This is a genomic window from Shewanella acanthi (assembly GCF_019457475.1).
Classification (GTDB): Bacteria; Pseudomonadota; Gammaproteobacteria; order Enterobacterales; family Shewanellaceae; genus Shewanella; species Shewanella acanthi.
This window is the reverse complement of sequence record NZ_CP080413.1, coordinates 655,508-677,560: the sequence shown is the minus strand read 5'-3', so window position 1 is coordinate 677,560 and position 22,053 is coordinate 655,508. Positions and strand designations below refer to the sequence as shown.

The following is a 22,053-nucleotide window of genomic DNA, read 5'->3' as shown; positions in this document are numbered from 1 at the left end:
ATAGGATGTGTTCTAAAGGATCAGTAACTTGAGGGTGACGTTGGTGAGAGTGGCGAAGCCGCCAACCTCGTCGAAAATGTCATCGCCGCTAATGGGTGCGCCTTGGGTGCTGTCCCACATCACTGTGTAATTGGTGCCTTCAAAGCTGAGGTTGAACTCGGTGAGCGTGGTGTTGGCGTGGGTCTGCAGGGTGGTAAATTCGGCTCGACTCATGCCGCCCTCTTTGGTGCCAAGCTCCATCACAAAGCCGGAGGGGATTGGGGCCATATTGATATGGGGCGCGCCATTGAGCGCCCGCTTGATATTGCTCGCCACCCGCTGCTGCGCATTGCGGTTAAGCCATAGCAAATCGGCGCTGATAGGGATGCTATCAACTATGGTCGGGGCAACGGTTGTCATTTATCACCTGGATTTTGTTTGCGGTGGAATAGAAAAAACAAAGGCGGCCACCTCCAGAAGAAGTAGCCGCCTATAGGGCGCAGGCCTTAGCTGTTCAAGTGATTAGCCGCCCACGGATTGCAGCCGCTTGATTTCGGCAACCAGCTCAGTCACTAAGCTGCGCTTCATCGACGCATCAAAGCTGTTGCCGCCCACCTGTAGCTTTAACACCACAGTGTCAGCACTGCTCGACGCCGAAGCGCTGGCAGTCGGTGCTGGGGTGGTCGTGGTAGTCGGTTGGCTGGTTTGCGTGGTCGAACTTGCTGCTGCCGAGGCGGCTTTGGTGGAGGCCTCACTCTTAGCCTTAGCGGCTTCGTCGGCGGCCTGCTGGGCTTGTGTTGCTTTACGCTCCAGCGCTTGAGCTTGTTTTAGGTCGCTTAAACTCTTTTGCAGTTTTTTGATTAGCTGGCTGTCACCGTAAGACTTAGCTGTTTCAATTAAGCTTTCGACTTCTTTCAGCTCACTAGCAAATTTACGCTCCGTAATAGCAGTCTCATTACCCAAAGCAGCATCGAGGCGGTCTTGAATATCCAGCGTTGTTTGATTGATCTCATCAGCCAACGACTGAAACTTAGCCCGCGCTTCCTCAATTGCTTTATTCAGTGGGACTAACTGGTTATCAGAGAGGCGCACAACTGAGTTATTCGCTAAATCAGCAATACGGCCAAGCTCTTGCAAGCTGAGTGACCCCGTCTCAACTTGGTTAACCCAATTACGCATACGAATGGCATTATTGAGCTCACGGCGTTCACGCTTCTGGTCTGCACCCTCAATTTGATTATCGAGCTGAGCTAACCTATCGGTCATTTCCTCGATAGTTGCATTTGAGTAATCGTACTCAGTATTCAGGGCAACCATCACAGAACGAGTCGCGATAGCACTACCACGAAAATCATCAATCGAACTGATTTGCTCGGCTAATGCTTTCGCATTTTCAATACCCGCAGCAGTGTTTTCTTCAGTTGCCTTGGTATTTTCTTCAGTTGCTTTGGTGTTCTCAGTCGTCTTATCGGTATTTGTCCCTAAGACTTTGTTGATTTCATCCAAGCTGCCTTTGAGCAACTGCGACTGGCTTTCATACTCCTGCTTAGTGATTAACCCCGCTCTAAAACTGCGATCAAGCGCATCAAGCTGCACTTGATATTGAGCCTGCATAATCAACAACTCGCTGTAATTAGCATTTTCAATTTTCGCCAATTCAGCGGCTTGCAATTTTAGATCAGCAAGATTGGCCTCTTCCTTGGCAAGCTTCGCTTTAGTAATCGCCAGGTCTGCACTGGTCTGATTTTCATCCTCCAGCGCTTTTTGTAGCTCCCTAATTGCCTTTTCAGTGGTGAGGATTTTTTCCTGCAATCCTAATTGAGCATCAGACAGGACTTCAGTCGTACCGGCTGAAGCATTGGCGCTCGCCACTGATGCATCATAAGCCCGTGCTAAATCCTGCTGCGCATAAGTAAGCTCTTGCTCGGTTATCAAGCCTTGCTCATATTGCGCTTGCAGCTCTTTACGCTTAGCAAGAAACTCGGTGGTTAACTCAGTTTGCGATTTTTGAGCTTTATTATTGTTGCCAATTTCTGCACTGTTAGCCTTAACCGACTCATTCAACAGCGTGAGCATGTTGTTATAGGTTTCGGTGCTAATCAGCCCTTTATCATAGTTATCATGCAACTCAGCCGCTTTTTTCTTGGCCTCATCGAGTGACAACGCCTGCGCTTTTAATGCGGTGGCATTTTCAGCCAAGGTGAGCGTCTGCTTGGTCGTGACATCCAAGCCCTTAGCATCTGCTTCTGATTTTTCCTTACTGGCTTTGGCGGCATTTTCTTTTAATGCCGCTTCAATTTCTATCTCACTGTTTGCCCTGTTTATTGCTAGGGTTAACTTACGATAGAGATCTTCCTGTTCGGCATTATATTTATTGGCTTCGAGGATGCTGCGGATTTGCTTTTGCTGATCTTCGCTGAGCTTGCTAATCGCAAACCCATACTTATCCATCGTGTCATTAAACGTCTTATAGGCAATGGAGGACTCGCCCGCTAAGCGTTTATTTATTTCATTAATATCATCAACATCTTTACGAATCGACTCTTTGGTTTTTGACATTTGCACGCCAATATCGGCGATTTTTTTCTGTAAATTTGAGGTGTCAATGCCTGCTAACGATTCAATATTTTCTGACAGCGATAACGCAGCGTAAGCAGTCCCTTGTATACCCAAAGTCAATGTATTAAACACAGAGGATAAATAGTTCGCGCTAAGCGCCATTTCATCCATTTTATGCAGCACAACATCAAACGCGCCGTCCGTGAATAAACTGGTAAAATTACCAGCCGCTTCTAATACATCCTTAAATCCACCGATTAATTCAGGTAGATATTCAGCAAGCTTAACAGCGTAATCACGCACATCATCAATCGCCTCACCCGTACCACGGATGGAGCTATTCACCGAGTTTGAAAACACCTCACCAATACTTGTGGTTAAGTTATGAAACTTGTTTTCTAACCGCCCAATAGCCGACTCTTGATCTGCATAGGCTTTGGCGGCCTCCTTCATATGGTAATTGCCATCGGCATACGCTTGGTTACTCAGCGCTAACGCTGTTTTCAAGCGATCTGTACCATCGGCTAAAACCGTTAATACCCCTGTAGCCTCCGATCCTTCAATGTGCATGGCCTTAAGCGAATCAGAGACTAATTTTCCTTCGCCCTTTACCTTTTGCAGCCCTTCAAGGAATTTAACCAACACCTTTTCAGGGGCTTCCCCAAGATCTTGCTCAATCTGTTTGGCGGTTTGGCCTGTGATCCGCATTAAGGTTTCAAGCGACTCGCCGCCTTTTTTGCTGGCGTTATTAATCTCAGCGCCAAGGCGTTGCATAGCGCTGCGCGAACGCTCAGCTGGTTGGCCTAGCTCGGCTAATGTCGTACCAAAGGCGGCAGCTGCGGCGCTGCCTAAGTTAATCTCGCGGGTGCCAGAGACGATCTCCTTCGTCATTTGCACAATATCAGCTTCGGTAACCGCAAAATCATTACCCAACGCAACAACCGCAGAGGACAAACTATGGATCTGCGGGATCCCCTCTTGGGTCATACCGAGGATACGCGCCAACATAGTGGCCGCTTCATCACCGGCTAAGTTGGTCGATAACCCTAGGGCATCCGACGCCGCGACCAAACTTAAAATATCCTCGGTCGATTTAGTCCCTAACTGGCCTGCGACTTCGGCCATTCGCAGCAATTCATTGGTGCTGGTTGGGGTCACCTTTTCACCAAGCTCCTTAAGCTCGGCGGCCATTTTGATCACGGTTTCACGGGCGTTACCTGTGGTTTTTTCAACCTTAGTAATCGCAGCTTCTAGCTCACCGTAATTCTCAACCCCTGTTTTTACCGCTGCCACCGCTTGCTGCGCCGACAGCAGCGCCGCATAAGCCTTAGCTAAGGTTTGTACGGCGGTGGTGGTCAGTGCAGTTTGCGCCGTTGACGCTGCCGCCACCGTTTTATTGTTTTGCAACAACGCATTATGGACAGTGAGTTTTTCATTAACGCCTTTTAGCGCTTGCTCGGCTGCCGCTTGTTTTACCTTAAGCTCTTTGCTGGCATCGCCAAGGCGCTCCATATCCACGCCAGCCTTTTGCAACACGGCTTGCTGCTTACCGAGTTCTTGCTTATTGCGGCTGATGGACGTACCAAGTTGTGTCAGATCACTGCTGGCAGTTTTAACCTTAAGCGCATACTCCGCCTTTTTACGGCTCGCCTCATCGACGGCGGCATTAAGTTGATTAAGGCCGCGGCGCTCCTGTTCGAGTTCGTTGCTAAGCTTCTCAGCGCTGGCGGCGGTACTCCGTTGAGTGGTTTCAAGCTGTTGTAAATCATTCTTCGCTTTAGATAAGGCGGCGGCCTGTGCTTGACTTGCCTGCGCACCTTTTCCTTGGGTCGCGCTTAAGCGCTCAACTTCGGCACGGGTAGCCGCCACTTGGCTATCATATTGCGCTAGCTGTGCGGCCGTTTGTTGATACTCCGCTTCGACATTAGCGGTAGATGCCGCCGCTTCACGTTGGGCAGACTCAAGCGTTTTGACTTCTGTCGCGGCTTGTTTTTGTTCACGCTTTAATTGATCAAGGGCAACACTGTTATCGCTAAATGCCTGCGAGTTACGGCTAATAGAATCCGTTAGTTCGCCAATAGCACGGATAGCCTCTTGCTGTTGTTTTAAATCATCCAGTTGCTCATTAAGCTTTTCACTCTCGCGCCCCAACTCCTGTAAGGCTTGCTCAGACTTTTTCGCCTCAGCCGAAAATAAATCTTTACCCTGAATGATTAAATTCACTTCTTGATCTTTAAAGCTCATAACTTGCCCTTATTTATATAACCCTACGCGCAGCAAAGGCTGTGAGCGCGATTTCGCGACCACAGCGTAAAAACCTGTACGTTAGTGAGAGAGATAGGAGTGGGAGTGGGTACATCAGCGCATTTTTGCGCGCATGTACTTATCAGTTAACTGATAAGTAAAATTGACAAAGTTTACTTAACGGGGCAATACTATGACCGCATTGGCAAAATCCAATGCCGGGAGTCGTACCCCGCAGTTAACCAAGGCGCAATAGTCGCCAGCCTTTTGTGCTGGTTTTTTATTGCGTGACTCAGCGCACCTCCTCTATGGTGAGCTGGGTGAGGCCGCCATTTGGCGGGCCGCTCCTTGGTGCGGTAGTACGAACCTTGCTCAGCTCATCACCCAATGTTTCGTACCAGAAGGTGATGATCACTCACGAACCAAGGAGTGTCACACAATGAACCAACAACCTAATAACTTACCCACCAAACTGGTATTTATTAACGGCCAGCAGACTATTACCACCTCAATAATCGTTGCCCTCTACTTTGGTAAGCAACATAAAGATGTATTACGCAAAATTGACAGCATTCTAGCTGATGCGCCAAGCGAATTTACGTCAGCGCATTTTTGCGCTAACGTGCAAAATCAACAGGTTGGCTCAAGTTCACGCGATTTACGCACTTACCAAATGACCAAAGACGGCTTTCTATTTTTAGTCATGGGGTTTACCGGTGCCAAAGCCGCGCAACTGAAGATCAACTTTATTAATGCCTTTAACGAAGCCCAAGCCAAATTAAGCCGTACTCAAAGCCCGTTTGAACGTAACCGCATGTTGTTTACATGGGAGGGTGGCAATATCGTTTCATCCCAACCTTTGGCTGACGATGAGTTTGTGACCAAACGCGCTAAGCTGGTTAACTATATCCGTGAACCACGGTTTTTATCACTTGAGCAGTTAATCGAGATCCAACAAGCGGCCAGTGAACAGATTTCACGGATAGCCGTGATCAACCAAGCCCAAGGCCAGCGCCTAAGACAAAACTAAAACACCAACGGCAGCAAAAAACGGCTACTGTGTGTAGCCGTTTTTATTTTCCAGCCGCTTAGGCCGCGCTGCGCACGAAGAACTTAGACTTGCCTGTGGCCACAATTGAGCCATCGGCAAGTACACCGCCTTCAATATCAAAGCTGCCAAAGTCATCGCCGATCAGGTCTAACCCCGCCGTGGGGCTTGGGCTCCACTTGTAAAACTTCAGCGTCCACGGTTTACCCGTGGCATCGTTCACACCGTCGATCACCACAGGTACCACCTGACCCGACTCGGTTAAGGCCTGCAGCGCATTACCCGCCTTTTTGGTGTAGCTGACTTTTAAGGATTCAGCTTCGGTGATATCACCCGTCGATAACGCACGGATACCCCCAGCGCTAAAGACATAATCCACATCTTTAACATAGGTGGTGGTGCCTGCACTGTTGGTGACTTCGGGATCAACGCTAGTGTCGAGTAAAAACGCCGTTGGCGCTAAACCATCTAACACTGCGGTAAGCACTTCATCTTCGACAGTACCCGCCGCCAGCACTTCAACACGACCGCGCAGGGCGAGTGCCATGTTGGCGTTGCTAAAATCATTCATGGTAAATGACAATTTAACCGATTTTACCTTAGTGATTTCAGCGGCATTACCACCGCCACCACGGTAATTCGGCAGGGATTTTGTTTCTTGTTCGATGGCAATTTTAACGCCCGAGGCGTTGCCAACGTCTCGGCCAGCAACGTAAACGATGCCTGAGCCGATATAGCTTTCTACAATGGTCTCACTCATAGAGAGTCTCCAAATTTAACGGTAGTAACAAGGGATAGGGTGAGCACCGCTAGGCCGTGTTCTTCATGGGCTTCGGGCATGATGTACTTGCAGGGTTCTGTCTCTTTAAAGCTGATCACCGAGGGCAACCAGCTAGGTTTTTCGGGGAAGCGTTCATCTTTATAGAATGCACTCCGGATAGCGCGCACGAGGTTGATTAACTCACTGGTTGGTTGCGGATTTTTAGCGAGTTTTACGCCAGCAACCACTTGCAGCACCAGATCATCCTTGTATTTATCGATGCCATTTTTAGCGTCAAAGGCATCGGTATAAGGCTGCAAAAAGATGAACTTGCTTTCTTTGGCAATGGACTGCACATAAAAACCTTCGCGCACAGTGGCGCCGTCAACCAGCCCGAGGCGGTCTAAGATTGCTTGGATCATGAGTTTGTCTCTTAGTTAACGGCTAGCGTGGTGGCCGTAGCGTTCGCGTAGATGCTTTATAATTGGCGCTTCTATGTCTGGTAGCACACTTTTAAAACTACCCGCTACGGATGGACCGTAGAGTGGTTTTGGCACTTTGGTATTCGCTTTTATAGCTTCTTCTTTTTTAAGAGTGCGCCAAGAGTTATCGCCGCGTTTGCGAGAAAACATTACTGTATTATTGTTAAAGCCAATAACGGTAAATGCGCCTTTGAACCAAATCTTTTGATTCCTTAATGTGTTGACCATAAAGCCTTTGTTCATTTTAAGTGCAAAGTTATTTAACGAACTTGGCTCATAACGGGCTGATATAAATACATTTAAATCACTAGGATTTACACTGAAGGTCATGTTTTCATCAATGTAATCTCTGGATTTAAAACCATATTTATTGAAAATAGCATTCACAGCCGTTTTCTTGGCAAATGGTCCAGTATCCGCAAGCGCCTTATTGATATTGGGCGTCATCTGATTGCGGATACGGTTTAGTTCATTGGTGACTACTTTGAGCCCTTCAATTTTGATCCGTGCCATAGTTTTAACTCCGATGATCACTAAAGCGGAACATAGATAAAGGTCACGCTGACTGAATCCATACTGACCCGCTGGGTGAGCCTGCCCTTTTTGCCATTGGGGACAAACTCGCCCTCGCCCTGCGCATTTGTGACTAGCTCGCCCAGCTCAAATTCATCATCGGCGCTCACGCTGCCCTCACTCTGCAAGAACTCGGCGCGGTTAATGAGCTCGGGGATATACTCATTAGCCGAGGCGGCAATTTCGGCGCCGTTATCGTCTAAGTTCACCAAGCGAATAAAGGGGGCAGAACCATCCGCTGGCGTAAATCGGCACGGGTCAGCCAAGCGCTGAAACACCCGCACCATTTTATCCCTGACCCGATTGCCAAAATTAGGCATTGATCTTGACCTGCACGGTGGCATCACCGTTGGCAGCGGCAACCCACGCCTTGCCGACCTTGGTATTGTCGGTGGCTGTGGTGGTGAGCTCTTCAGCGGCATCATCCCAATACAGATCTGAGCCAACGGCAACATCGTCGGTGGTCTTTTTCGGCAGTTCGAAAACACCCTCGGTCACGCCAGTTGCTTCAGAAGTAGCATCAAAGGCACCAATGGCGACAACCAACACCGCACCGAGTAACACCGCCTGACCGCTGACTAAGGCGGTGGAGGTTAAAAAGCTGATGGTCTTACCATCTTGTGAATAGTTTTTCATAGGGTTAGGTTCCTAATGGAGTAAAGAAGGGTTTATGAGCTAGGAGACTAGGCCCTAGAACCTAGGGCCTATTACCAATTACACGCCTGTTGATTTCACTAAACCACGGTGATCCAGTGGTGCCACACCCGCATCGATACGCACCTTAGTAGCCACACCATCAATGGTGAAACCTTGTTGCTGCTCGATATACGGCGTATCGATACCATCGAGATAAGCCACTTCGATAGTGTCACGGCCTTGGCCTGCTGCAAGGAACCAAGCTGCTGCACTGCTATCATCGAGGCGAGCCTCAGCGATAACTTCAGCAAAGTTTTGGATCGGGTTAGCGATACCCGCGTTAACATCCGCACCTTTTACCGAGCTCGACTTAATGATCTGGTTAAAGGTGGTTTCTAACGCCACAGGACAGAGTACAAACTCAGGGCGAATATTCAGGGTACGGTTGCCCGATTTTTGCTTACGCATTAACATGCGAGCCGCATCGAGGGACGCCACGCTGGGTACGCCGCTGCCTAAGTTGCCATGGTCTGCATGGAACAACGCTTTACCATCGGCCAGTTTAGGGTTTTGGGTCAGCACCGCATAAACCAAGTCACCAATGGTGCCTTTAGCGGCAAAGCCCATCTTCATCGGGATATCAGTCAACATCGCCATATCGTCGTTGATAATGGCTTGGCGAGTGATAGTGAACAGCTCACCGTAGGTCGCCAATGCGATTTGTTGTGAGTGATCGCCTACGGTAACGTACTTGTACTCTGCCCCTTCGCGCACTTCACGCAGACTATTAAAGTCACCAAGGCCGACACGCTTAGCAATCTTAAAGTCACCCAGCTGACCTTTTTTGGTCCAACGCTCGAAGGTTTCTTCGGCGGTTTCCCAACCCATTAACACCGACTTATTCGCCACATCCAGCAGAATGCTGCCAAAGTCTGAGCTTGAGTGGGTAAAGGCAAGGCCAACCATTTGCATTGGTGTCATGCTAGCGATACCAATGCCGCGATCCACCAAGCTAGCACGCGCCAGTTCGCGCAGGTTATAGCTGGCGTAACCGTTATCTTTTTGGGCTTCTTCATGTCCAGCGCGAGTCATCAAATGCGCACGAATCGAGTCACCCACGATATTGCCGTTACTCGAGTGAATAATGGCTTTGTTCGGAATGGTGGCCGAAGGTGTGGTGCTTTCACCGAGTTTTGCCAAGATCATATCCTTGGCTTTTTCGGCATCAATGGTCGCATCAGCGATACACTGATTTTTTAACTCAGCCAGTTGCGGGAACGCTGCAAACGCCGTGTTAATGCCATTCATGCGGGCGGCATTTAACGCAACAGCCGCGGCTTGCACAGCGGTTGGATCCAGCTGAGCAGGCGCAGGTTGTGGAGCTGGTACCTGAGCGTTTGGCGCAGGTGCGGGTTGTGGTGCTGGCACTGTGGTGTTACCACTGGGTGCAAACAGCGATTTCAAGTTCTCAGGCATATTAGTAAAATCCTTAAGACGTTTAGAACTGAGTGATGCCGCCATTTGCAGCGGATCGGCTAGGGTGTTGGCGAAACCTTTTTCAACTGCTTCACGCCCAGTCAGCCATGTTTCGGCGGCTAACAGGGCATGCAGCTCATCTTCAGAGAGCCCCGTTTTTTGTTGGTAGGCGCCGACTAAATTGCCCTCGACCTTGTCGAGTAAGTCAGCGTATTTACGCATATCATCGGCATCGCCCAAGGTACCGCCCCACGGCTTATGCACCATCATCATGGCGTTCTCCGGCATGATGACTTCATCAAAGGCCATGGCGATCACACTGGCCATCGAGGCGGCAAGGCCGTCGATATGACACACCTTATGGGCTGGGTGGCCTTTGATCATGTTGTAAATCGCCATCCCCTCGAACACATCACCACCTGGTGAATGAATACGGGCGGTGATGGTACCGACTTTGCCAAGGGCTTTAAGGTCGCGGGCGAACTGTTGGGCACTGATGCCCCAGCCGCCAATCTCGTCGTAGATCATCAGCTCGGCATTGCCGTTCTGCGCCTTGAGGCTGTACCAGCTTTGGCTTGGCTGTGAGCTATTACTGATCTGGCTCAGCGTTGCGGCGGGCGCGGTCAGCGCTGCGCTTGGCAGCATTGTCGCGAGCACCGCCATCGTTAAGTGTTTTTTCTTCACTATGGTTTTCTCCTAGGGAGGGATCGGGGTCGTTGGCGGTCACCATGCCGTTATTGCGGTTGTACTCCACCTCACGTTTGCGTTGGCGTTTGACTTCCGCAGGGTTGCGGCCACGGGCGCGGGTCCAGTCGGCTTCGGTTGCTACGTTGCCAGCAATCATCATTTCCCAACCTTCGGCCTCTTTACGTGGGTCAATCCACGGCATGGTGGGGCCGTAGTACACCGCATCAAATAAGGTGCGCGGGTCGAGATCGGGCGGCAGGGTTAATGGGTCCTGCTTGTTGAGCAGTTCCATCCGCAGCCAGTTACGGAATACGGGGCGCGACCAACCGGCACAAAACCATTGCTGCATAATGCGGTTGGATTCGTCCTGCTCGACCAGCTCTTGGCGCTGGCTCGAATAGCTGCCCTTATAGTCGCGGGCAATGCTCGAATAACTGCTGCGGCTACCTCCTGCTATCGCTTTAAGCTGGCCGTTGCGAAACTCCACCATGTGGACGTTGGGGCGATTACTTTCAATCATTCCCACATCTTCACCTGGGCGAAGATCATCGAAGGTCATGCCGGGGGCGAAGGCGATTTCGCGATTGCTGGACTCGCTTTGATTCTCGACAAACATGGTGCCGTCACCGCGCTTAATGTAAAACGCCAGCGCAGCGGCAATCCGTGCGGCAACGCGCTCGGATTCTTCGTAGTCTTTGATATCGGCTAAGCGGGTTAAAATACCGTGGAACAGGCTCACCCCCCGCAATTGATGCAGGCGCTTAAACTGCCCCAAGTGCAGCATGTTTGCCGCAGGAATAGCCTTGGTTTTATGGCGAAACCCCACTTGGTCGGCGGGGTGATCCATCAGCACATGGTACGCCACCACCTGCCCCCAGGTGTTCACCTCTAACCCTTGGCGCACCCGCTTTGAGACATCGTTAAACTCATAGGGGATAAAGTCGGCCTCAAGCGCTTCGATGCTGTATTGGGTGCCCTGCTCATTGGGGTGACCAAACTTACTGACCCGCCCCATCACATGCTGGCCAAATACCTCGCCATCACGCAGCGCACTGCGCAGCACTAGCCGCTCAAGTTCGGGGCGACTATAGCGCCCTGTGACATCTGGCTTAAGTGACCACGCGCCAAAACGGCGCTGCAGATCATTGGCTAAATCATCTAAGATTTCGCCGCTCAAGCTGCGGGGCTGCGGCTCAACCACAATCCCTTGGGCGCCAATCACCCGCTCTTCCATTCGGTCGAGAATACCGATGCTTAAGTCGTGGTTTTCATCTAACCAGCGCGCCTGCTCCCGTAGACTCTTACCCGCCGCGAACACCGCTTGGTTAGCGCCGCGACCTTCTTTTTTGGCGCGGTGGGTGCGGCTTGGGCTCGCGGCTTCATAGCCTTTGAGATTGCGATAGCTCATCGCCGCCGCTTGACGCTTAAGCGCCCACTGGGGGGAAAAGAACGCCAGCGCATCGTTGAAAATGCTCATTGAATCCCCTTTTGGGTGAGTGCGATTAATTAGTTGAAACTGGCGAACTTAACCCCGCCCTGTGGCCGACTATAGGCATTCAGGCGGCGTTCCCATTCGAGGCGACCTTGGCGAATTTCGCCTAAGTCCTCGGTGCTCATGGTTTTGCCGTTGATGGTGGTTTGCTTACCCGCCAGCACATCGAGCTCAGCCGCAAGGTAGGCATCTATCATCTGTTGGCACTGCTGTTTACTCATTGGGGATCCCGTAGGTGTTGGTTACAACCAGCCGCCCCCGCCACCGCTGCCACCGTTCAGCCAGCTATTGGCGCTGGATGGTTTGGGTGATGCTTTGGCTTTAGGTTGACTGGATGAGTCAGGACTTGATGACTTGTCGGTGATTGGCGCAACCTGCGCTAACTTATCGAGGTTGATGCCGAATTTTTCCATTGCGATATACAGCGCGGCCAAGGCATAGACAAAACAGTCGAGTGCTTCGTTGCGGCGCTTGCCCGCATCCCAGCGGTAGACAATACGGCCATCGCGGCGAACGGGAATTTTGCGCTCGGCAGTTAACTGCTGCAGCTCAATATCGTCACACACCGCCTCGTTTAGCGGCAGGTGAATCGCCCCAGGTTTGCGAATATCCACATCGGGGTCGATGCGCAGCATCGCCATAATCAACTCTTTGGCGTTGTCGGTACCGACCTCGGTTAAGTACACGCCCTTGGCGGTGCGCTTACGGGGGAAGTTAGCAATCGGTTTGCCGTAGACGTTGGCACCCTTCATCGGGATCACCCGCATCACGCCAAGCCGTTTACTCATGCTGTAGACTTCATCGGTGTAGTGACCACCAGAGTCCCAACCCGCTACGCCAATATTGAGGATCACCCCATCTTCACGGACATAACTTTGGCCGATACGCTCGGCCACTTTGTCTTTGAGCACTTGGCTTGATGGGTCGCCATACAGAATAAAGCGGTCGATAAGCGCCGCCTCTTTGCCTGCGCCAAAGCCCCACACACGGCCCTCATAACGGTCGTCTTGGGTATCGATACCACAGGTGAGATACACCACCCAGTTAGGCACTTTGCCGCTAGGGTACATTTCACGGCGGCGTTTTAGATCTTCCCACTCTAGGCGCTCGCCGTTGTCGTTATCCCAAGGTAAGCCCTGTTTGGTGTTAACGAAGGTTTGCAGCTTTTCTTTATCACCCTTGGCTTTAAAAAACTCAGTGACCAGCTTTGACCAGCTGTTAAGCGAGTTATAGGCCGACCAGATATGAATCGATACATTGGACGGGGTGACAATGTCGTTACCCTCACTATCAAAAAAATCAATAAAGTCAGGGGTGCGAATGCCGGTGTTGTCGCATATCCAAATCGCGCTGGGGTGCAGCTCCATTTCATCGAGTTGGTTGTTCTCGATGCAGCAGCCGCAATGCTCGCACAGGTAATAAGCTGTGCTTGGGTCGTGTTCGCCCTTGTCGTTTTTGCGCCACTTAATCCCGAAGGGTTCTTCTGCCCCGCCCCACTTAAGGGCTTGCAACTCGTTGCAATGGGGGCAAGGCAAATTGAATTTAAAAAAGTGCGGCGACTCGCTGCAGGCCTTTTCCATTTGGCAGCTGCCGAGCACTTTAGGGGTCGAGCCCCTTATTGATTTGGGGAACATCGACAGTTCAACACGGGTATCACCTAAGGAGGTGGCGTTACCTTCGTGTTCGATGGACTCGTCAAAACCCGCGAGCTCGTCGTAAATCACATCATCGGTGGAGATTTCACGATAGTTGGCCGCCGCGGTACCGCCGCGCACCATCAGGGTTTTGCCGTTGCTGAAGATCTTATCTTCAAGCGTGCTGTCTTTGTGCTTGCGTCCCATCCAAGGGGCAAGCTCACGCCAAACGGGAATATCACGGATCGCGGTTTCAACGTGCTTTTTCATAAAGGTTTTAGCTTGCGCATCGCGCGGCTGATAGATAAGCACGTTGCGCTTTTTATGCTCAATCTTATAGGCCGCATTGGCCATGAGCATTTTGGTATAACCGACCCGCGCCGACTTCATAATGTTCAGCGTTTGGATCAAGTCGTTACCCATGGCATTAAGAATGCCAATTTGAAAGGGTAAACTTTCCCACTTGCCCTCGGTGTAGCTGGACTCCGACGACATATAAAAGTGCTGGTCAGCATATTGGGAACAGGTGAGGATTGGCGGGCGGTAAAAGCCGCGCAGCCCAGCGGCAACGGCGGCTTTCAGATTTTTAATCTGCGCTGCCGATATACTCATCTAGTAGGTCCTCAATGCCGTTTGCCAGTTCGGCCACGGTGTTCTGGCTTTTAATCAGCTCCCCTCGGAAGGCATCGAGATAGCGCTCGGGAATATCAGGGAATTTGCGCTTGATGCGCACATGGGTTTGGTCGAGAACGGGTGCCACCTGGGCAGAAATGCGATTAAGCACAAAGGTGCAAAACGCGACCTCGATAACCTCTTTACGGTCTTTTTCGTTTTTCAGCTCTTGGCCATCGGCCTGCGCTTTAGTGAGCCGGTAGCGCTCAAAGTCGATATCGGGTTTATCGCTATCGTCCTCATCGGGTTTGCCAAGGTGCTTTTTGCGCTCATTGCCGACTCGGTTAGCCACCACATCAGCCACGGTGTAAAAACACTCACGCCCTTTTTTGCTATGTACTGGCACATCCCATTTATCGAAGGCCTGTGTGCTGATCCCCAGACTCTTGCACAGGTCGGTTTTATTCAGCAGGACAGGCGGGGCCTCTTGGGGTTTGATTGGTGCCATGCTGTACCTTTTCTAGCTGGGCAGCCAGCAGCTGCATTTCAGCGGAATGCAACTCCTGCGCGCGCTGCTCGTCTTTTTCTTCTTGGCGCTGCTCGCGGCGGCGGCGCAGCTCCTGATAAAACATGTTGCCGATGTAAGTGAGGACAGCCAGCAAAATACCGATCAGTATCGCCACATCATTCATGCTGAGCGCACCTCCTAATGTGCTGATAAATGACGACAGATAGGCAGTCAGTGAGAGTCCTTTCTGGGTCGATACGTCATTGATGTAAGGATTGCTCATGCTTTTTTTTGTCTCGCCATTGTTCGAGGGTTTGCCAATCGGAATCACATTTTGCTATTACCGCCAGCAGCTGCGCGATGCAGTCGGCCAAATCGGCGTTGGCGACAGGCTTTTGTAAAAAGTCACATTCGACTTGGGGGCACCGGCTTATCAGGGAGTCGGGAGGTAATACATATTCCCTCTTGACGGTGACCACGCTGCGCACAATAGGTGGCGTGTTCGAGCAACTGACTAACATCATCAGGCACAGCAGTATTAGCCCAACTTCGCGTATTCTCATTGCCGGAAGTCCTTAGCTGTTGGATGAGGGCGCGCTGATCAGCAAGTTCGAGTTCAATATTCGCCTTGGTGATAGCGGCTTGGGTATTTAGGCTGCGCTCTAATTCCAAGTCGCGCTTAAGCCGTTCGCGTTCCTCGACCTGCGCCAGCAGTTCATTGGTAACACTGGTGAGGTCAGCTTGCAGACCCCGCTGAGTCACAGTGGCGGTTTCGAGCTGCGAATCCTTTAATTCCAGCGCCGTCTTGGTGGCGGTGAGGCTAATGCCCATTAGGGCAATCACCAGGATAAGCGCGGCAATGATGTAAATATGCAGCGTACCCGTGGCGTTAATGATTTTATTCCACATAGAGATCCTTAAGGCAGATTGCCTGTTCTTGCGCGCGGCGGTTCACTAGCCCTTGCAGCTTGTAACCGCCAGCATAGACAAAGCCATTGCAGCCATATTTACCGCAGGCCTGAGTGAGCTGTTTGCATGCAGCGACCCGCTCCCCCTTGAGCAGCAATTTGCGCAGGGTGGACTTTTGGAACGTACCCGAGCCAAAGTTGTAAATCAGACTCAGGTAGGCGGCGTGCTCCCCTTCGGTGAGTTGCACCGGATAAGTGAGGCGGCGCAGCTGCTTGTCGGCTTCCCCCAAATCCTTAGCGAACATCTCAATGCATTGCTGCTCGCTAAAAAATTGGTACCGCTCAAGCTCGGGGCCTGTGTGACCAAAACAGGCCGTGATAATGCCAGCAGGATCCAGATAGGTTTGCTGGACAGGCTGACCGTTTGGCGCTTCAGCGGGGGCGATTAACGCAGCGCCAGCCAGTGACACGGCAACACTTAACCCCAGCGCCACTAACCGCTGCTTGAGGGTGGATGAGGAAAGTGCCACTGTGACTCCTAGGGTTTGCTGATGTTTTTAGTGTTTTTCAACGTCCGAGGAAAGTAGGTCGAAACCTCGGCGACACAGACCCACCACGGCCACAATACCCACTGAAAGTGAGGTAGCCGCTTTTGTTCAGCTGGGGTTCGCTAGAAAATGGGATTCATAGAAAGCTATTGCTGCACTAACGGGGCGCTAACCCGACCTACGTCATGCCGTTACTTTTTCAAGCTCGGCCACCTTTCGCTGACTGCGTTGCGCTGCGAACTCTCGAAATGATGACACCTGCGAGATCAGGCGGCGGGGTGATCCTGCGAGCAATCATCACCACGCAAACCAATTAGCGTTACTTCATGATCATTCCCATCCTGAAATAAGACGTCGAGACCTAGCTTGTTAGCGAGAGCGAACTCTGCCTTAGCGCCCTTTGAACTCGCCCAGTTATCCAGCAGGTAAATGCGGTCACAGCACATCAGCATCGGCAAACAAATACTCATGTACTCTTGCTCGGTTAAACCATCGGGCAGAATCGCCGGATTTAACACGGTATGACCTAACTCGCGTTGCACCTCTGCAGCCAAATGAAACTCGCGGCGATTAAAGTCAATCAACCCCGACATGGGACCAGCGATATACACTTTTTTGCGAAGGATGTTTCGAGCCATTTAGCGCACCAAATAAAAAAGACTCCGTGGGGAGTCTTTTGCGGGGAGAGAGTGTGAGCCGCTTACGACAGAGTTTTAGCAAGCTTACATAAATCTAGTCTTTTTTAAGGGCGCTGAAAGCGGCAGATATGTCGCATAATGCGCCATAAATGACGCTGACAACTTTGTAAAGCTGTGATATGTGAAAACTTAATCACAGCGCAATTTGTTGATACTTATCAGTTAACTGATTTCGATTGGCTTCAGCCCCGCCTATTTATCTAATACTTATCAGTTAACTGATTTACCCCCTGCAATCAGCAAAGGTTCACCAGGCGAAAAGCCCACATCGAGCGACGAGACAAAACCGAAGATCAAACGATCAAAAAACGATCTGGCAAAGTTGGGATATTCAGGCAGGCGGCAGAGGGCAAAAACAAACAGTCACAAATAAATAACAAATACTAATTAAATCATTTAGTTAATAACTATTAAACAGCGATAAATAAACGGGTTTAGATTGATATTACATAAAACAACAACCCAACCCCCCAAAATTTTCGTATGTACCGAGCGCCCGCGAGTCACCGCCCCCGCAGTGAAGGCGGCCGGAAGGACCCGCGATCGTTTCTGACTGCAATTGATAACCGTTATCAACTTCGCGTCTTTGGTGGAGCTGCTGGCGGTGGCGGCAACTCACCTGATGGCACTGGCTTAAAGCCATGCCTCGCTCGCATGCCACGCTCGTTATCAGTTAATCCATCATCACCCATTAGCTCACCGTTCTTATACACATTGCCGCAGTCATGACAGTATGAGTATGGCGAGTGTAAAAGCCTCCTTTGGCAAAAGCCTCGGCGCTTGCAGATAATTAAATACTTGAAATAGCAAATCCAGTTAATAAACCACATACTCACCCCCTCTGATTACCACACTCAACGCACTCATAACGATGCTCTCTAAGGTCACAACTGAACTTAGAGATCACCGCAATAGCGCACTGCTCAAGGAACGATAACTGCTCAAGCTCAATGTGCTTAGTCGCCTTCTGGCAGTGCTCACAGTAACGCGCATCCATCACCTATCCCCTTATGCCAACGCTATTTCGGCTCGTCTGAGCCAGTAGATATAAGACTTCTTCGAGTCGAACCCGAGCAGTGCCCAATTGCCCTTACACACGTAATGGGCGCGGATAGCACGGCGGCAGTTGGGGGTTAGCTTCTCGACCAGCTTATCGATAACCGCCACATGCTTAGGCACAGTAAGCTCATGCACCACCCCGCTACCATAGGCGATAGGCTCGCCAAACTTATCGCAGGCGCTGCGGTTAGCATGGCCCTTACCCATTTCCTGATGCGCCCAATAACGCCCCCAGGCATGCAGCGCGAGGCGCAGCGCTTTCATGTTGATTAACTCCTCGCGCAAATCCCTGCACTTGGCCCACTCCCGCAACTGCTCATTAGATGGCTGCATTAGCGGCCTCCCTGATCTGGTCGATGGTTAACTTGAACACCTGCTCTAAGATGGCAAACAAGTGATCACTCGGTACGTTACACTTGCCCTGCTCCCAGCGTTGATACGTCCTGCGATGCACCCCGTAAATCTCGGCCACTTCATCCTGACTTAGCCCCCGAATCGCCCTGCCGGTTTTAAGAATTATCGCTGCGCGATTGCTCATAAATTCACTCCATTTGCTGCCATTGCATACTCCTCTAGGGTTGATGCAACGATCCTTAAAGCCAGCCACTGGCCTTCGGTGTTTGATTACTCTGATGATCCCCAAACGATCTAGGGATTATCTCGGGCGCGACCTCACTAAAACCACGTTTAATCAAATGGGCATGATAAGCATCGAGCGCACTCAGCATGCCCTTATCCAATGTCGAGTGAACATAGGTACGCAAAAGCACAGGCAGGGCATGGTTAAGCAACCGCTCACCCACCATGGTATCGACCCCCATATCGGCGATGATGGTTCGGCACAGCTTTCGAAGCGAATGCGAGGTAAAGGCCTTAAACCGAATCGACTCACTCCACCACTGTGCCGTGCGAATACTCACAGCACCACTTTCACCAGGGAACAACACCGCCCGCTTACCCACAAACTTCACCTGCCACTGCAAATAATCAGCCAGCAACGCCTTAGCCGTTGGGGTTAATGGCAATCGATGCTCTTGGCGGCTCTTGGCATTGGTGGCCGGAATAATCCACCAATCACCGGCAAAGTGTTCCCACCTTGCAAGGCGAGTCTCGTTAATGCGGGTACCAAACATCAGCATCAACATAAACAGCATCGCCACAGGTCGCGCCGCCTCCTTAAGCGCCGAGAACAATGGCCCCAAATCCGCATCAGTGAGCTTTGTCCCCACAGCTGGCGCCATCTTCAAACTCAGCTCCACCCGATACCCCGCCAGCACATTGCTCTCCAGCAAGCGCAGATCAGCCGCCGCACTCACCGCGCGCTTAAGCACCTTCACCACCTGTTTGATGTAGTTAGTCGAATACCCCTCATTGGCCATCGCCTTAGCCAAGCGATAATCCACCTGCAAAAAGCTCAAGCTTGTCAGCGGCAAATCGCGAAACATCCCCAGCAAATGCTTACTCACAATCGATTTGCAGTTAGCCCGCCACGGTTTACTCAAGGTGCGGTTACCCTCCACATGGCCCGCAAACCACTCCAGCAACTCCCCCACGGTCGCAAACTCACCGCGCAGCACCTCAGCCCCCGCACTGCGTTTAGCCAGCATCACCGGCAACTCGGCCAAAAAGGTCTTAATACACATCGCAGGCCACATCCCCTGCTTATCCCAAACCGTCTTGCCGCCCTCGTTCAGCACCAAAAACACCGAGGCTTTAGCCCGGTCACTGGTCGCCCTTAAGCGAATTTGCGGAAACTGCGGATCCCGAAAATCCCGCGTCACCCCACCCCGTAGCCAACGGCGCAGCGCCGCATCATTGAGTTTTCCCACCTCAACACCGCTAGCCCTCACTGGATTTGTCATAATGGCTACGCCTCCAACCGATATTCAAAAGTGTGTTTACTACCTTCACGCAGCCGCTTAACCCGCTTATTCAGTGGCATATCCCGAAACCGCGCACTTAACGCCGTTTCGCTATCCGTCTTACCAAAACGGCGCAAACACTCCTGCTGGATCTCAAATAACGTCCAATAACGGCTGCCGGTGATAATCGCCGCCAAGCGTTCGCGCTGGGTCAGTGGTTTGGCCGAGGGTTGAATTGAACCCGATGGTTGAATCGAATTAGTGCTCATCGTTAGCCCCCTTAAGCGCCGAGCTGTTTAAACCTAAGTCCTTGCGCAGTGTTGAAATAATCGACTTCGCCTTAGCCGCTTCCACAGGAACACTCACCACCTCAGGCAGCGCCTTAGGTAACGCACTCTCGAAGGATTCACCCGCAGCATAACGGCGACACAGAACCGCATAATTGCGCTCGAAGGTCGCGCGCACATCCACTTCCATACCGGTGGCAAACAACCAGCTGCCCGTCTCACGCACCGCAAGGCGCACCAGATCGTGGCTCCAAATATGCTTATCAGGGTGGTGGTAATGGCGTTTAGCCTCAGCAAAGGCCGCATCAACAGCAGGTAAACCCAAATCACAGGCCGTAGGTTGGCACCAAGTGGCAAACTGGCGCGGGGTCGGCCAAAACTGGCGATCACCCTGCTCACGGCGAGCGCGATTAAGGCCGCTCTGCACCTGCTCACGGCTGCGTACGCCTTGCGCCGCCAAGGTCTTAAGCCATTCGGCCTTATGCATTGGCTCATCTTCGAGCTGTGGCGCCCCCACCGGAAACAACACTCTAAGCTTGCTAAACACGCTATCAACAATCGCCATATCCATCGCCGAAGGCATGGGTTTCAATGGACTTTGCCCTTGCCCAACTACGCCAACTAACGGCTTTTGCAACAACTGTTTCATCGATTTCATAGCAATGGGTCTCCCTCGTTAAACACCGCACTCGACCAATCAGCTGGCGCTTTTTTCACTAAACCCGCATTCACCAACCAGATGAACTCAAACCCAATCCAGCATTTCGCGGCGCACAGCTCGAACACCTCATCAACACTCAACCCAGCGGCAACGGCTTGGTGCAGCTGCGGCGCTAAGCGGTTAATCGCGCTTTGAGTGAGTTTGGCGCGTTTGCTTTTGCGCACCTCAAGCCAGTCTTTAAAAATGGGTTGGCTAGGCATGGCAGGCCAAGAGGAATAATCCAACTCGATTGTTTTCGATAAAGACGTTGGCGATGGTGATGGCGTTGCCTGACCCGCTTTTGCGGGTAAATCTTTTAAAGGTTCATTGACTGTTTCTAAAGAGTGACTGATTCCGGTGCTATCTGGTGGCATAGGGGGTGTGCTATCTGGTGGCATACCTATGCTATCTGGTGATACAGGGTGTGCTATCTGGTGGCACAGGGTAAGGGTATAAACATTGGTTAGATTACCCTTTGGTCCCTTACGCGATTCAATCGAAAGAAACCCGGCTTTAGCCAAATCGGTAATGTGTTTTCTAACCGTGCTTTTGCCGATTTCACACTGATCTGCAATATACTGATAACTCGGCCAGCACTCGCCCGAGTCATTCGCATTATCAGCCAGCTTAATCAACACCAGCTTGCGTAGCGGATTACCCACCTTGGCCTTCATGGCCTTAACCATTAATTCCATACTCATAATGCGCACCCTAACCCACTTTTATGCGAGTCGTGCGCATGCGGATATTTGACGCAATACAAATGCCTGCGTAACATAATATTTGCCTCTCTTATAGGTATTAAGCCCGCGTCCAGTCGCCAAACTTCAGCGGGCTTTCTTATTTGCTTGATGCGCTCACTAATCGATAACCAGCGTCATATAGCAACGAGCAAACAGACTCAGCACTCGTTGTTGGTGACGTTCTGGCCACACAGGCCATCGCCGCGATCTCTTGATTGCGGGTAATGCGCGTAAACTCGGCATCTTCCTCAGGGGTTGAGGTGTTATCTAACGAGGGGTTATCAGTTAACTGATTTAGTGCATCCCAATGCTTGAAAGGGGCTTTAATCGATACAACTGGGTCATAAGCTTTCATTGCCATTCTCTCCCTAGTCTTACTTGTTAAATCAGCGCTTTTTACTGCGCTCAAAATCATCACGACAATCAGCATCACAAAAGGTTTTGGGGCTTAACACGCTCTCACTGCACCAATAACACGCCCCTGTAAAACGCCGCAGTGGGGGTTGTTGCCGTGTCGTCATTGCCGATTGAAAATGCCAGTCGGCCAACTCATTGGCT

Annotated in this window: 25 protein-coding genes; 1 reads left to right on the top strand and 24 read right to left on the bottom strand. The window is 51.1% G+C overall.

The window, feature by feature from the left end; all coding sequences use genetic code 11:
• Positions 1 to 12 precede the first annotated feature (12 nt).
• Positions 13 to 399, bottom strand: coding sequence for a hypothetical protein (locus K0H61_RS03000; protein ID WP_220051290.1), 387 nt, complete (start codon positions 397 to 399; stop codon positions 13 to 15).
• Positions 400 to 501: 102 nt separating this feature from the next.
• Positions 502 to 4,782, bottom strand: coding sequence for a phage tail tape measure protein (locus K0H61_RS02995; RefSeq protein ID WP_220051289.1), 4,281 nt, complete (start codon positions 4,780 to 4,782; stop codon positions 502 to 504).
• A 439-nt stretch (positions 4,783 to 5,221) separates the two neighbouring features.
• On the opposite strand from K0H61_RS02995, the gene K0H61_RS02990 reads away from it, so the two are divergent.
• Positions 5,222 to 5,812 carry a Rha family transcriptional regulator gene (locus K0H61_RS02990; protein WP_220051288.1) on the top strand — a complete coding sequence of 197 codons (591 nt, stop codon included), beginning with the start codon at positions 5,222 to 5,224 and terminating at the stop codon, positions 5,810 to 5,812.
• Positions 5,813 to 5,870: 58 nt separating this feature from the next.
• On the opposite strand, the gene K0H61_RS02985 is transcribed toward K0H61_RS02990, so the two are convergent.
• The 22 genes from K0H61_RS02985 to K0H61_RS02885 all read right to left on the bottom strand — a co-directional run bounded on the left by K0H61_RS02985 (position 5,871) and on the right by K0H61_RS02885 (position 21,856).
• Positions 5,871 to 6,590 carry a phage tail tube protein gene (locus tag K0H61_RS02985; protein WP_220051287.1) on the bottom strand — a complete coding sequence of 240 codons (720 nt, stop codon included), beginning with the start codon at positions 6,588 to 6,590 and terminating at the stop codon, positions 5,871 to 5,873.
• The gene (locus K0H61_RS02980; protein WP_220051286.1) at positions 6,587 to 7,012 is read right to left on the bottom strand and encodes a hypothetical protein; all 426 of its coding nucleotides are present in this window, start codon (positions 7,010 to 7,012) and stop codon (positions 6,587 to 6,589) included. The genes K0H61_RS02985 and K0H61_RS02980 overlap by 4 nt, the downstream gene beginning before the upstream one ends.
• A 15-nt stretch (positions 7,013 to 7,027) precedes the next feature.
• Positions 7,028 to 7,585: a hypothetical protein gene (locus tag K0H61_RS02975; RefSeq protein WP_220051285.1), complete on the bottom strand. Its 558-nt coding sequence runs from the start codon at positions 7,583 to 7,585 to the stop codon at positions 7,028 to 7,030.
• Between the two features lie 20 nt (positions 7,586 to 7,605).
• Positions 7,606 to 7,965, bottom strand: a complete 360-nt coding sequence (locus K0H61_RS02970) for a hypothetical protein (RefSeq protein WP_220051284.1) — start codon at positions 7,963 to 7,965, stop codon at positions 7,606 to 7,608.
• Positions 7,958 to 8,281 (bottom strand): DUF2190 family protein, encoded by a 324-nt coding sequence (locus tag K0H61_RS02965; protein ID WP_220051283.1) that lies wholly within the window; start codon positions 8,279 to 8,281, stop codon positions 7,958 to 7,960. Before K0H61_RS02965 ends, K0H61_RS02970 begins: the two co-directional genes overlap by 8 nt.
• A gap of 78 nt (positions 8,282 to 8,359) precedes the next feature.
• Positions 8,360 to 10,441 (bottom strand): ClpP-like prohead protease/major capsid protein fusion protein, encoded by a 2,082-nt coding sequence (locus K0H61_RS02960; RefSeq protein WP_258405997.1) that lies wholly within the window; start codon positions 10,439 to 10,441, stop codon positions 8,360 to 8,362.
• On the bottom strand, positions 10,347 to 11,921 hold the full coding sequence (locus K0H61_RS02955) for a phage portal protein (protein WP_220051282.1): 1,575 nt from the start codon (positions 11,919 to 11,921) through the stop codon (positions 10,347 to 10,349). Before K0H61_RS02955 ends, K0H61_RS02960 begins: the two co-directional genes overlap by 95 nt.
• 29 nt (positions 11,922 to 11,950) lie before the next feature.
• Positions 11,951 to 12,157, bottom strand: coding sequence for a DUF6148 family protein (locus K0H61_RS02950; RefSeq protein WP_220051281.1), 207 nt, complete (start codon positions 12,155 to 12,157; stop codon positions 11,951 to 11,953).
• A gap of 21 nt (positions 12,158 to 12,178) precedes the next feature.
• Positions 12,179 to 14,182 carry a phage terminase large subunit family protein gene (locus K0H61_RS02945; RefSeq protein WP_220051280.1) on the bottom strand — a complete coding sequence of 668 codons (2,004 nt, stop codon included), beginning with the start codon at positions 14,180 to 14,182 and terminating at the stop codon, positions 12,179 to 12,181.
• A complete protein-coding gene (locus K0H61_RS02940) occupies positions 14,157 to 14,690 on the bottom strand; it encodes a terminase small subunit (RefSeq protein ID WP_220051279.1) in 534 nt (177 codons plus the stop codon). The genes K0H61_RS02945 and K0H61_RS02940 overlap by 26 nt, the downstream gene beginning before the upstream one ends.
• Positions 14,644 to 14,973 carry an HP1 family phage holin gene (locus tag K0H61_RS02935; RefSeq protein ID WP_220051278.1) on the bottom strand — a complete coding sequence of 110 codons (330 nt, stop codon included), beginning with the start codon at positions 14,971 to 14,973 and terminating at the stop codon, positions 14,644 to 14,646. The genes K0H61_RS02940 and K0H61_RS02935 overlap by 47 nt, the downstream gene beginning before the upstream one ends.
• The gene (gene lysC, locus K0H61_RS17900) at positions 14,951 to 15,211 is read right to left on the bottom strand and encodes an Rz1-like lysis system protein LysC (protein WP_350355042.1); all 261 of its coding nucleotides are present in this window, start codon (positions 15,209 to 15,211) and stop codon (positions 14,951 to 14,953) included. Before lysC ends, K0H61_RS02935 begins: the two co-directional genes overlap by 23 nt.
• The gene (locus K0H61_RS17770) at positions 15,096 to 15,599 is read right to left on the bottom strand and encodes a hypothetical protein (RefSeq protein WP_258405996.1); all 504 of its coding nucleotides are present in this window, start codon (positions 15,597 to 15,599) and stop codon (positions 15,096 to 15,098) included. Before K0H61_RS17770 ends, lysC begins: the two co-directional genes overlap by 116 nt.
• Positions 15,589 to 16,128, bottom strand: coding sequence for a lysozyme (locus K0H61_RS02925; protein WP_220051276.1), 540 nt, complete (start codon positions 16,126 to 16,128; stop codon positions 15,589 to 15,591). Before K0H61_RS02925 ends, K0H61_RS17770 begins: the two co-directional genes overlap by 11 nt.
• A gap of 284 nt (positions 16,129 to 16,412) precedes the next feature.
• Positions 16,413 to 16,784 carry a DUF4406 domain-containing protein gene (locus tag K0H61_RS02920; RefSeq protein ID WP_220051275.1) on the bottom strand — a complete coding sequence of 124 codons (372 nt, stop codon included), beginning with the start codon at positions 16,782 to 16,784 and terminating at the stop codon, positions 16,413 to 16,415.
• Between the two features lie 1,068 nt (positions 16,785 to 17,852).
• A complete protein-coding gene (locus K0H61_RS02915) occupies positions 17,853 to 18,167 on the bottom strand; it encodes a hypothetical protein (protein ID WP_434086610.1) in 315 nt (104 codons plus the stop codon).
• Positions 18,168 to 18,222: 55 nt separating this feature from the next.
• Entirely contained in the window at positions 18,223 to 18,441 is a 219-nt protein-coding gene (locus tag K0H61_RS02910) for a helix-turn-helix transcriptional regulator (RefSeq protein ID WP_220051273.1), read from the bottom strand.
• Between the two features lie 55 nt (positions 18,442 to 18,496).
• Positions 18,497 to 19,765, bottom strand: coding sequence for a tyrosine-type recombinase/integrase (locus K0H61_RS02905; protein ID WP_220051272.1), 1,269 nt, complete (start codon positions 19,763 to 19,765; stop codon positions 18,497 to 18,499).
• A 5-nt stretch (positions 19,766 to 19,770) separates the two neighbouring features.
• Positions 19,771 to 20,034 (bottom strand): hypothetical protein, encoded by a 264-nt coding sequence (locus K0H61_RS02900; protein ID WP_220051271.1) that lies wholly within the window; start codon positions 20,032 to 20,034, stop codon positions 19,771 to 19,773.
• Positions 20,024 to 20,710, bottom strand: a complete 687-nt coding sequence (locus K0H61_RS02895; protein WP_220051270.1) for a replication protein P — start codon at positions 20,708 to 20,710, stop codon at positions 20,024 to 20,026. The genes K0H61_RS02900 and K0H61_RS02895 overlap by 11 nt, the downstream gene beginning before the upstream one ends.
• On the bottom strand, positions 20,707 to 21,453 hold the full coding sequence (locus K0H61_RS02890; RefSeq protein WP_220051269.1) for a helix-turn-helix domain-containing protein: 747 nt from the start codon (positions 21,451 to 21,453) through the stop codon (positions 20,707 to 20,709). Before K0H61_RS02890 ends, K0H61_RS02895 begins: the two co-directional genes overlap by 4 nt.
• 139 nt (positions 21,454 to 21,592) lie before the next feature.
• Positions 21,593 to 21,856: a hypothetical protein gene (locus tag K0H61_RS02885; RefSeq protein ID WP_220051268.1), complete on the bottom strand. Its 264-nt coding sequence runs from the start codon at positions 21,854 to 21,856 to the stop codon at positions 21,593 to 21,595.
• Between the last annotated feature and the right edge of the window lie 197 nt (positions 21,857 to 22,053).

Coding starts and splice junctions, on each gene's coding strand:
- K0H61_RS02995 (WP_220051289.1), bottom strand. CDS start 4,782: ATGAGCTTTAAAGATCAAGAAGTGAATTTAATCATTCAGGGTAAAGAT.
- K0H61_RS17770 (WP_258405996.1), bottom strand. CDS start 15,599: ATGTGGAATAAAATCATTAACGCCACGGGTACGCTGCATATTTACATC.
- K0H61_RS02965 (WP_220051283.1), bottom strand. CDS start 8,281: ATGAAAAACTATTCACAAGATGGTAAGACCATCAGCTTTTTAACCTCC.
- K0H61_RS02980 (WP_220051286.1), bottom strand. CDS start 7,012: ATGATCCAAGCAATCTTAGACCGCCTCGGGCTGGTTGACGGCGCCACT.
- K0H61_RS02950 (WP_220051281.1), bottom strand. CDS start 12,157: ATGAGTAAACAGCAGTGCCAACAGATGATAGATGCCTACCTTGCGGCT.
- K0H61_RS02890 (WP_220051269.1), bottom strand. CDS start 21,453: ATGAGTATGGAATTAATGGTTAAGGCCATGAAGGCCAAGGTGGGTAAT.
- K0H61_RS02985 (WP_220051287.1), bottom strand. CDS start 6,590: ATGAGTGAGACCATTGTAGAAAGCTATATCGGCTCAGGCATCGTTTAC.
- K0H61_RS02970 (WP_220051284.1), bottom strand. CDS start 7,965: ATGCCTAATTTTGGCAATCGGGTCAGGGATAAAATGGTGCGGGTGTTT.
- K0H61_RS03000 (WP_220051290.1), bottom strand. CDS start 399: ATGACAACCGTTGCCCCGACCATAGTTGATAGCATCCCTATCAGCGCC.
- K0H61_RS02975 (WP_220051285.1), bottom strand. CDS start 7,585: ATGGCACGGATCAAAATTGAAGGGCTCAAAGTAGTCACCAATGAACTA.
- K0H61_RS02935 (WP_220051278.1), bottom strand. CDS start 14,973: ATGAGCAATCCTTACATCAATGACGTATCGACCCAGAAAGGACTCTCA.
- K0H61_RS02940 (WP_220051279.1), bottom strand. CDS start 14,690: ATGGCACCAATCAAACCCCAAGAGGCCCCGCCTGTCCTGCTGAATAAA.
- K0H61_RS02905 (WP_220051272.1), bottom strand. CDS start 19,765: ATGACAAATCCAGTGAGGGCTAGCGGTGTTGAGGTGGGAAAACTCAAT.
- K0H61_RS02915 (WP_434086610.1), bottom strand. CDS start 18,167: ATGAAAGCGCTGCGCCTCGCGCTGCATGCCTGGGGGCGTTATTGGGCG.
- K0H61_RS02990 (WP_220051288.1), top strand. CDS start 5,222: ATGAACCAACAACCTAATAACTTACCCACCAAACTGGTATTTATTAAC.
- K0H61_RS02945 (WP_220051280.1), bottom strand. CDS start 14,182: ATGAGTATATCGGCAGCGCAGATTAAAAATCTGAAAGCCGCCGTTGCC.
- K0H61_RS02900 (WP_220051271.1), bottom strand. CDS start 20,034: ATGAGCACTAATTCGATTCAACCATCGGGTTCAATTCAACCCTCGGCC.
- K0H61_RS02920 (WP_220051275.1), bottom strand. CDS start 16,784: ATGGCTCGAAACATCCTTCGCAAAAAAGTGTATATCGCTGGTCCCATG.
- K0H61_RS02955 (WP_220051282.1), bottom strand. CDS start 11,921: ATGAGCATTTTCAACGATGCGCTGGCGTTCTTTTCCCCCCAGTGGGCG.
- K0H61_RS02910 (WP_220051273.1), bottom strand. CDS start 18,441: ATGAGCAATCGCGCAGCGATAATTCTTAAAACCGGCAGGGCGATTCGG.
- K0H61_RS02895 (WP_220051270.1), bottom strand. CDS start 20,710: ATGAAATCGATGAAACAGTTGTTGCAAAAGCCGTTAGTTGGCGTAGTT.
- K0H61_RS02885 (WP_220051268.1), bottom strand. CDS start 21,856: ATGGCAATGAAAGCTTATGACCCAGTTGTATCGATTAAAGCCCCTTTC.
- lysC (WP_350355042.1), bottom strand. CDS start 15,211: ATGTTAGTCAGTTGCTCGAACACGCCACCTATTGTGCGCAGCGTGGTC.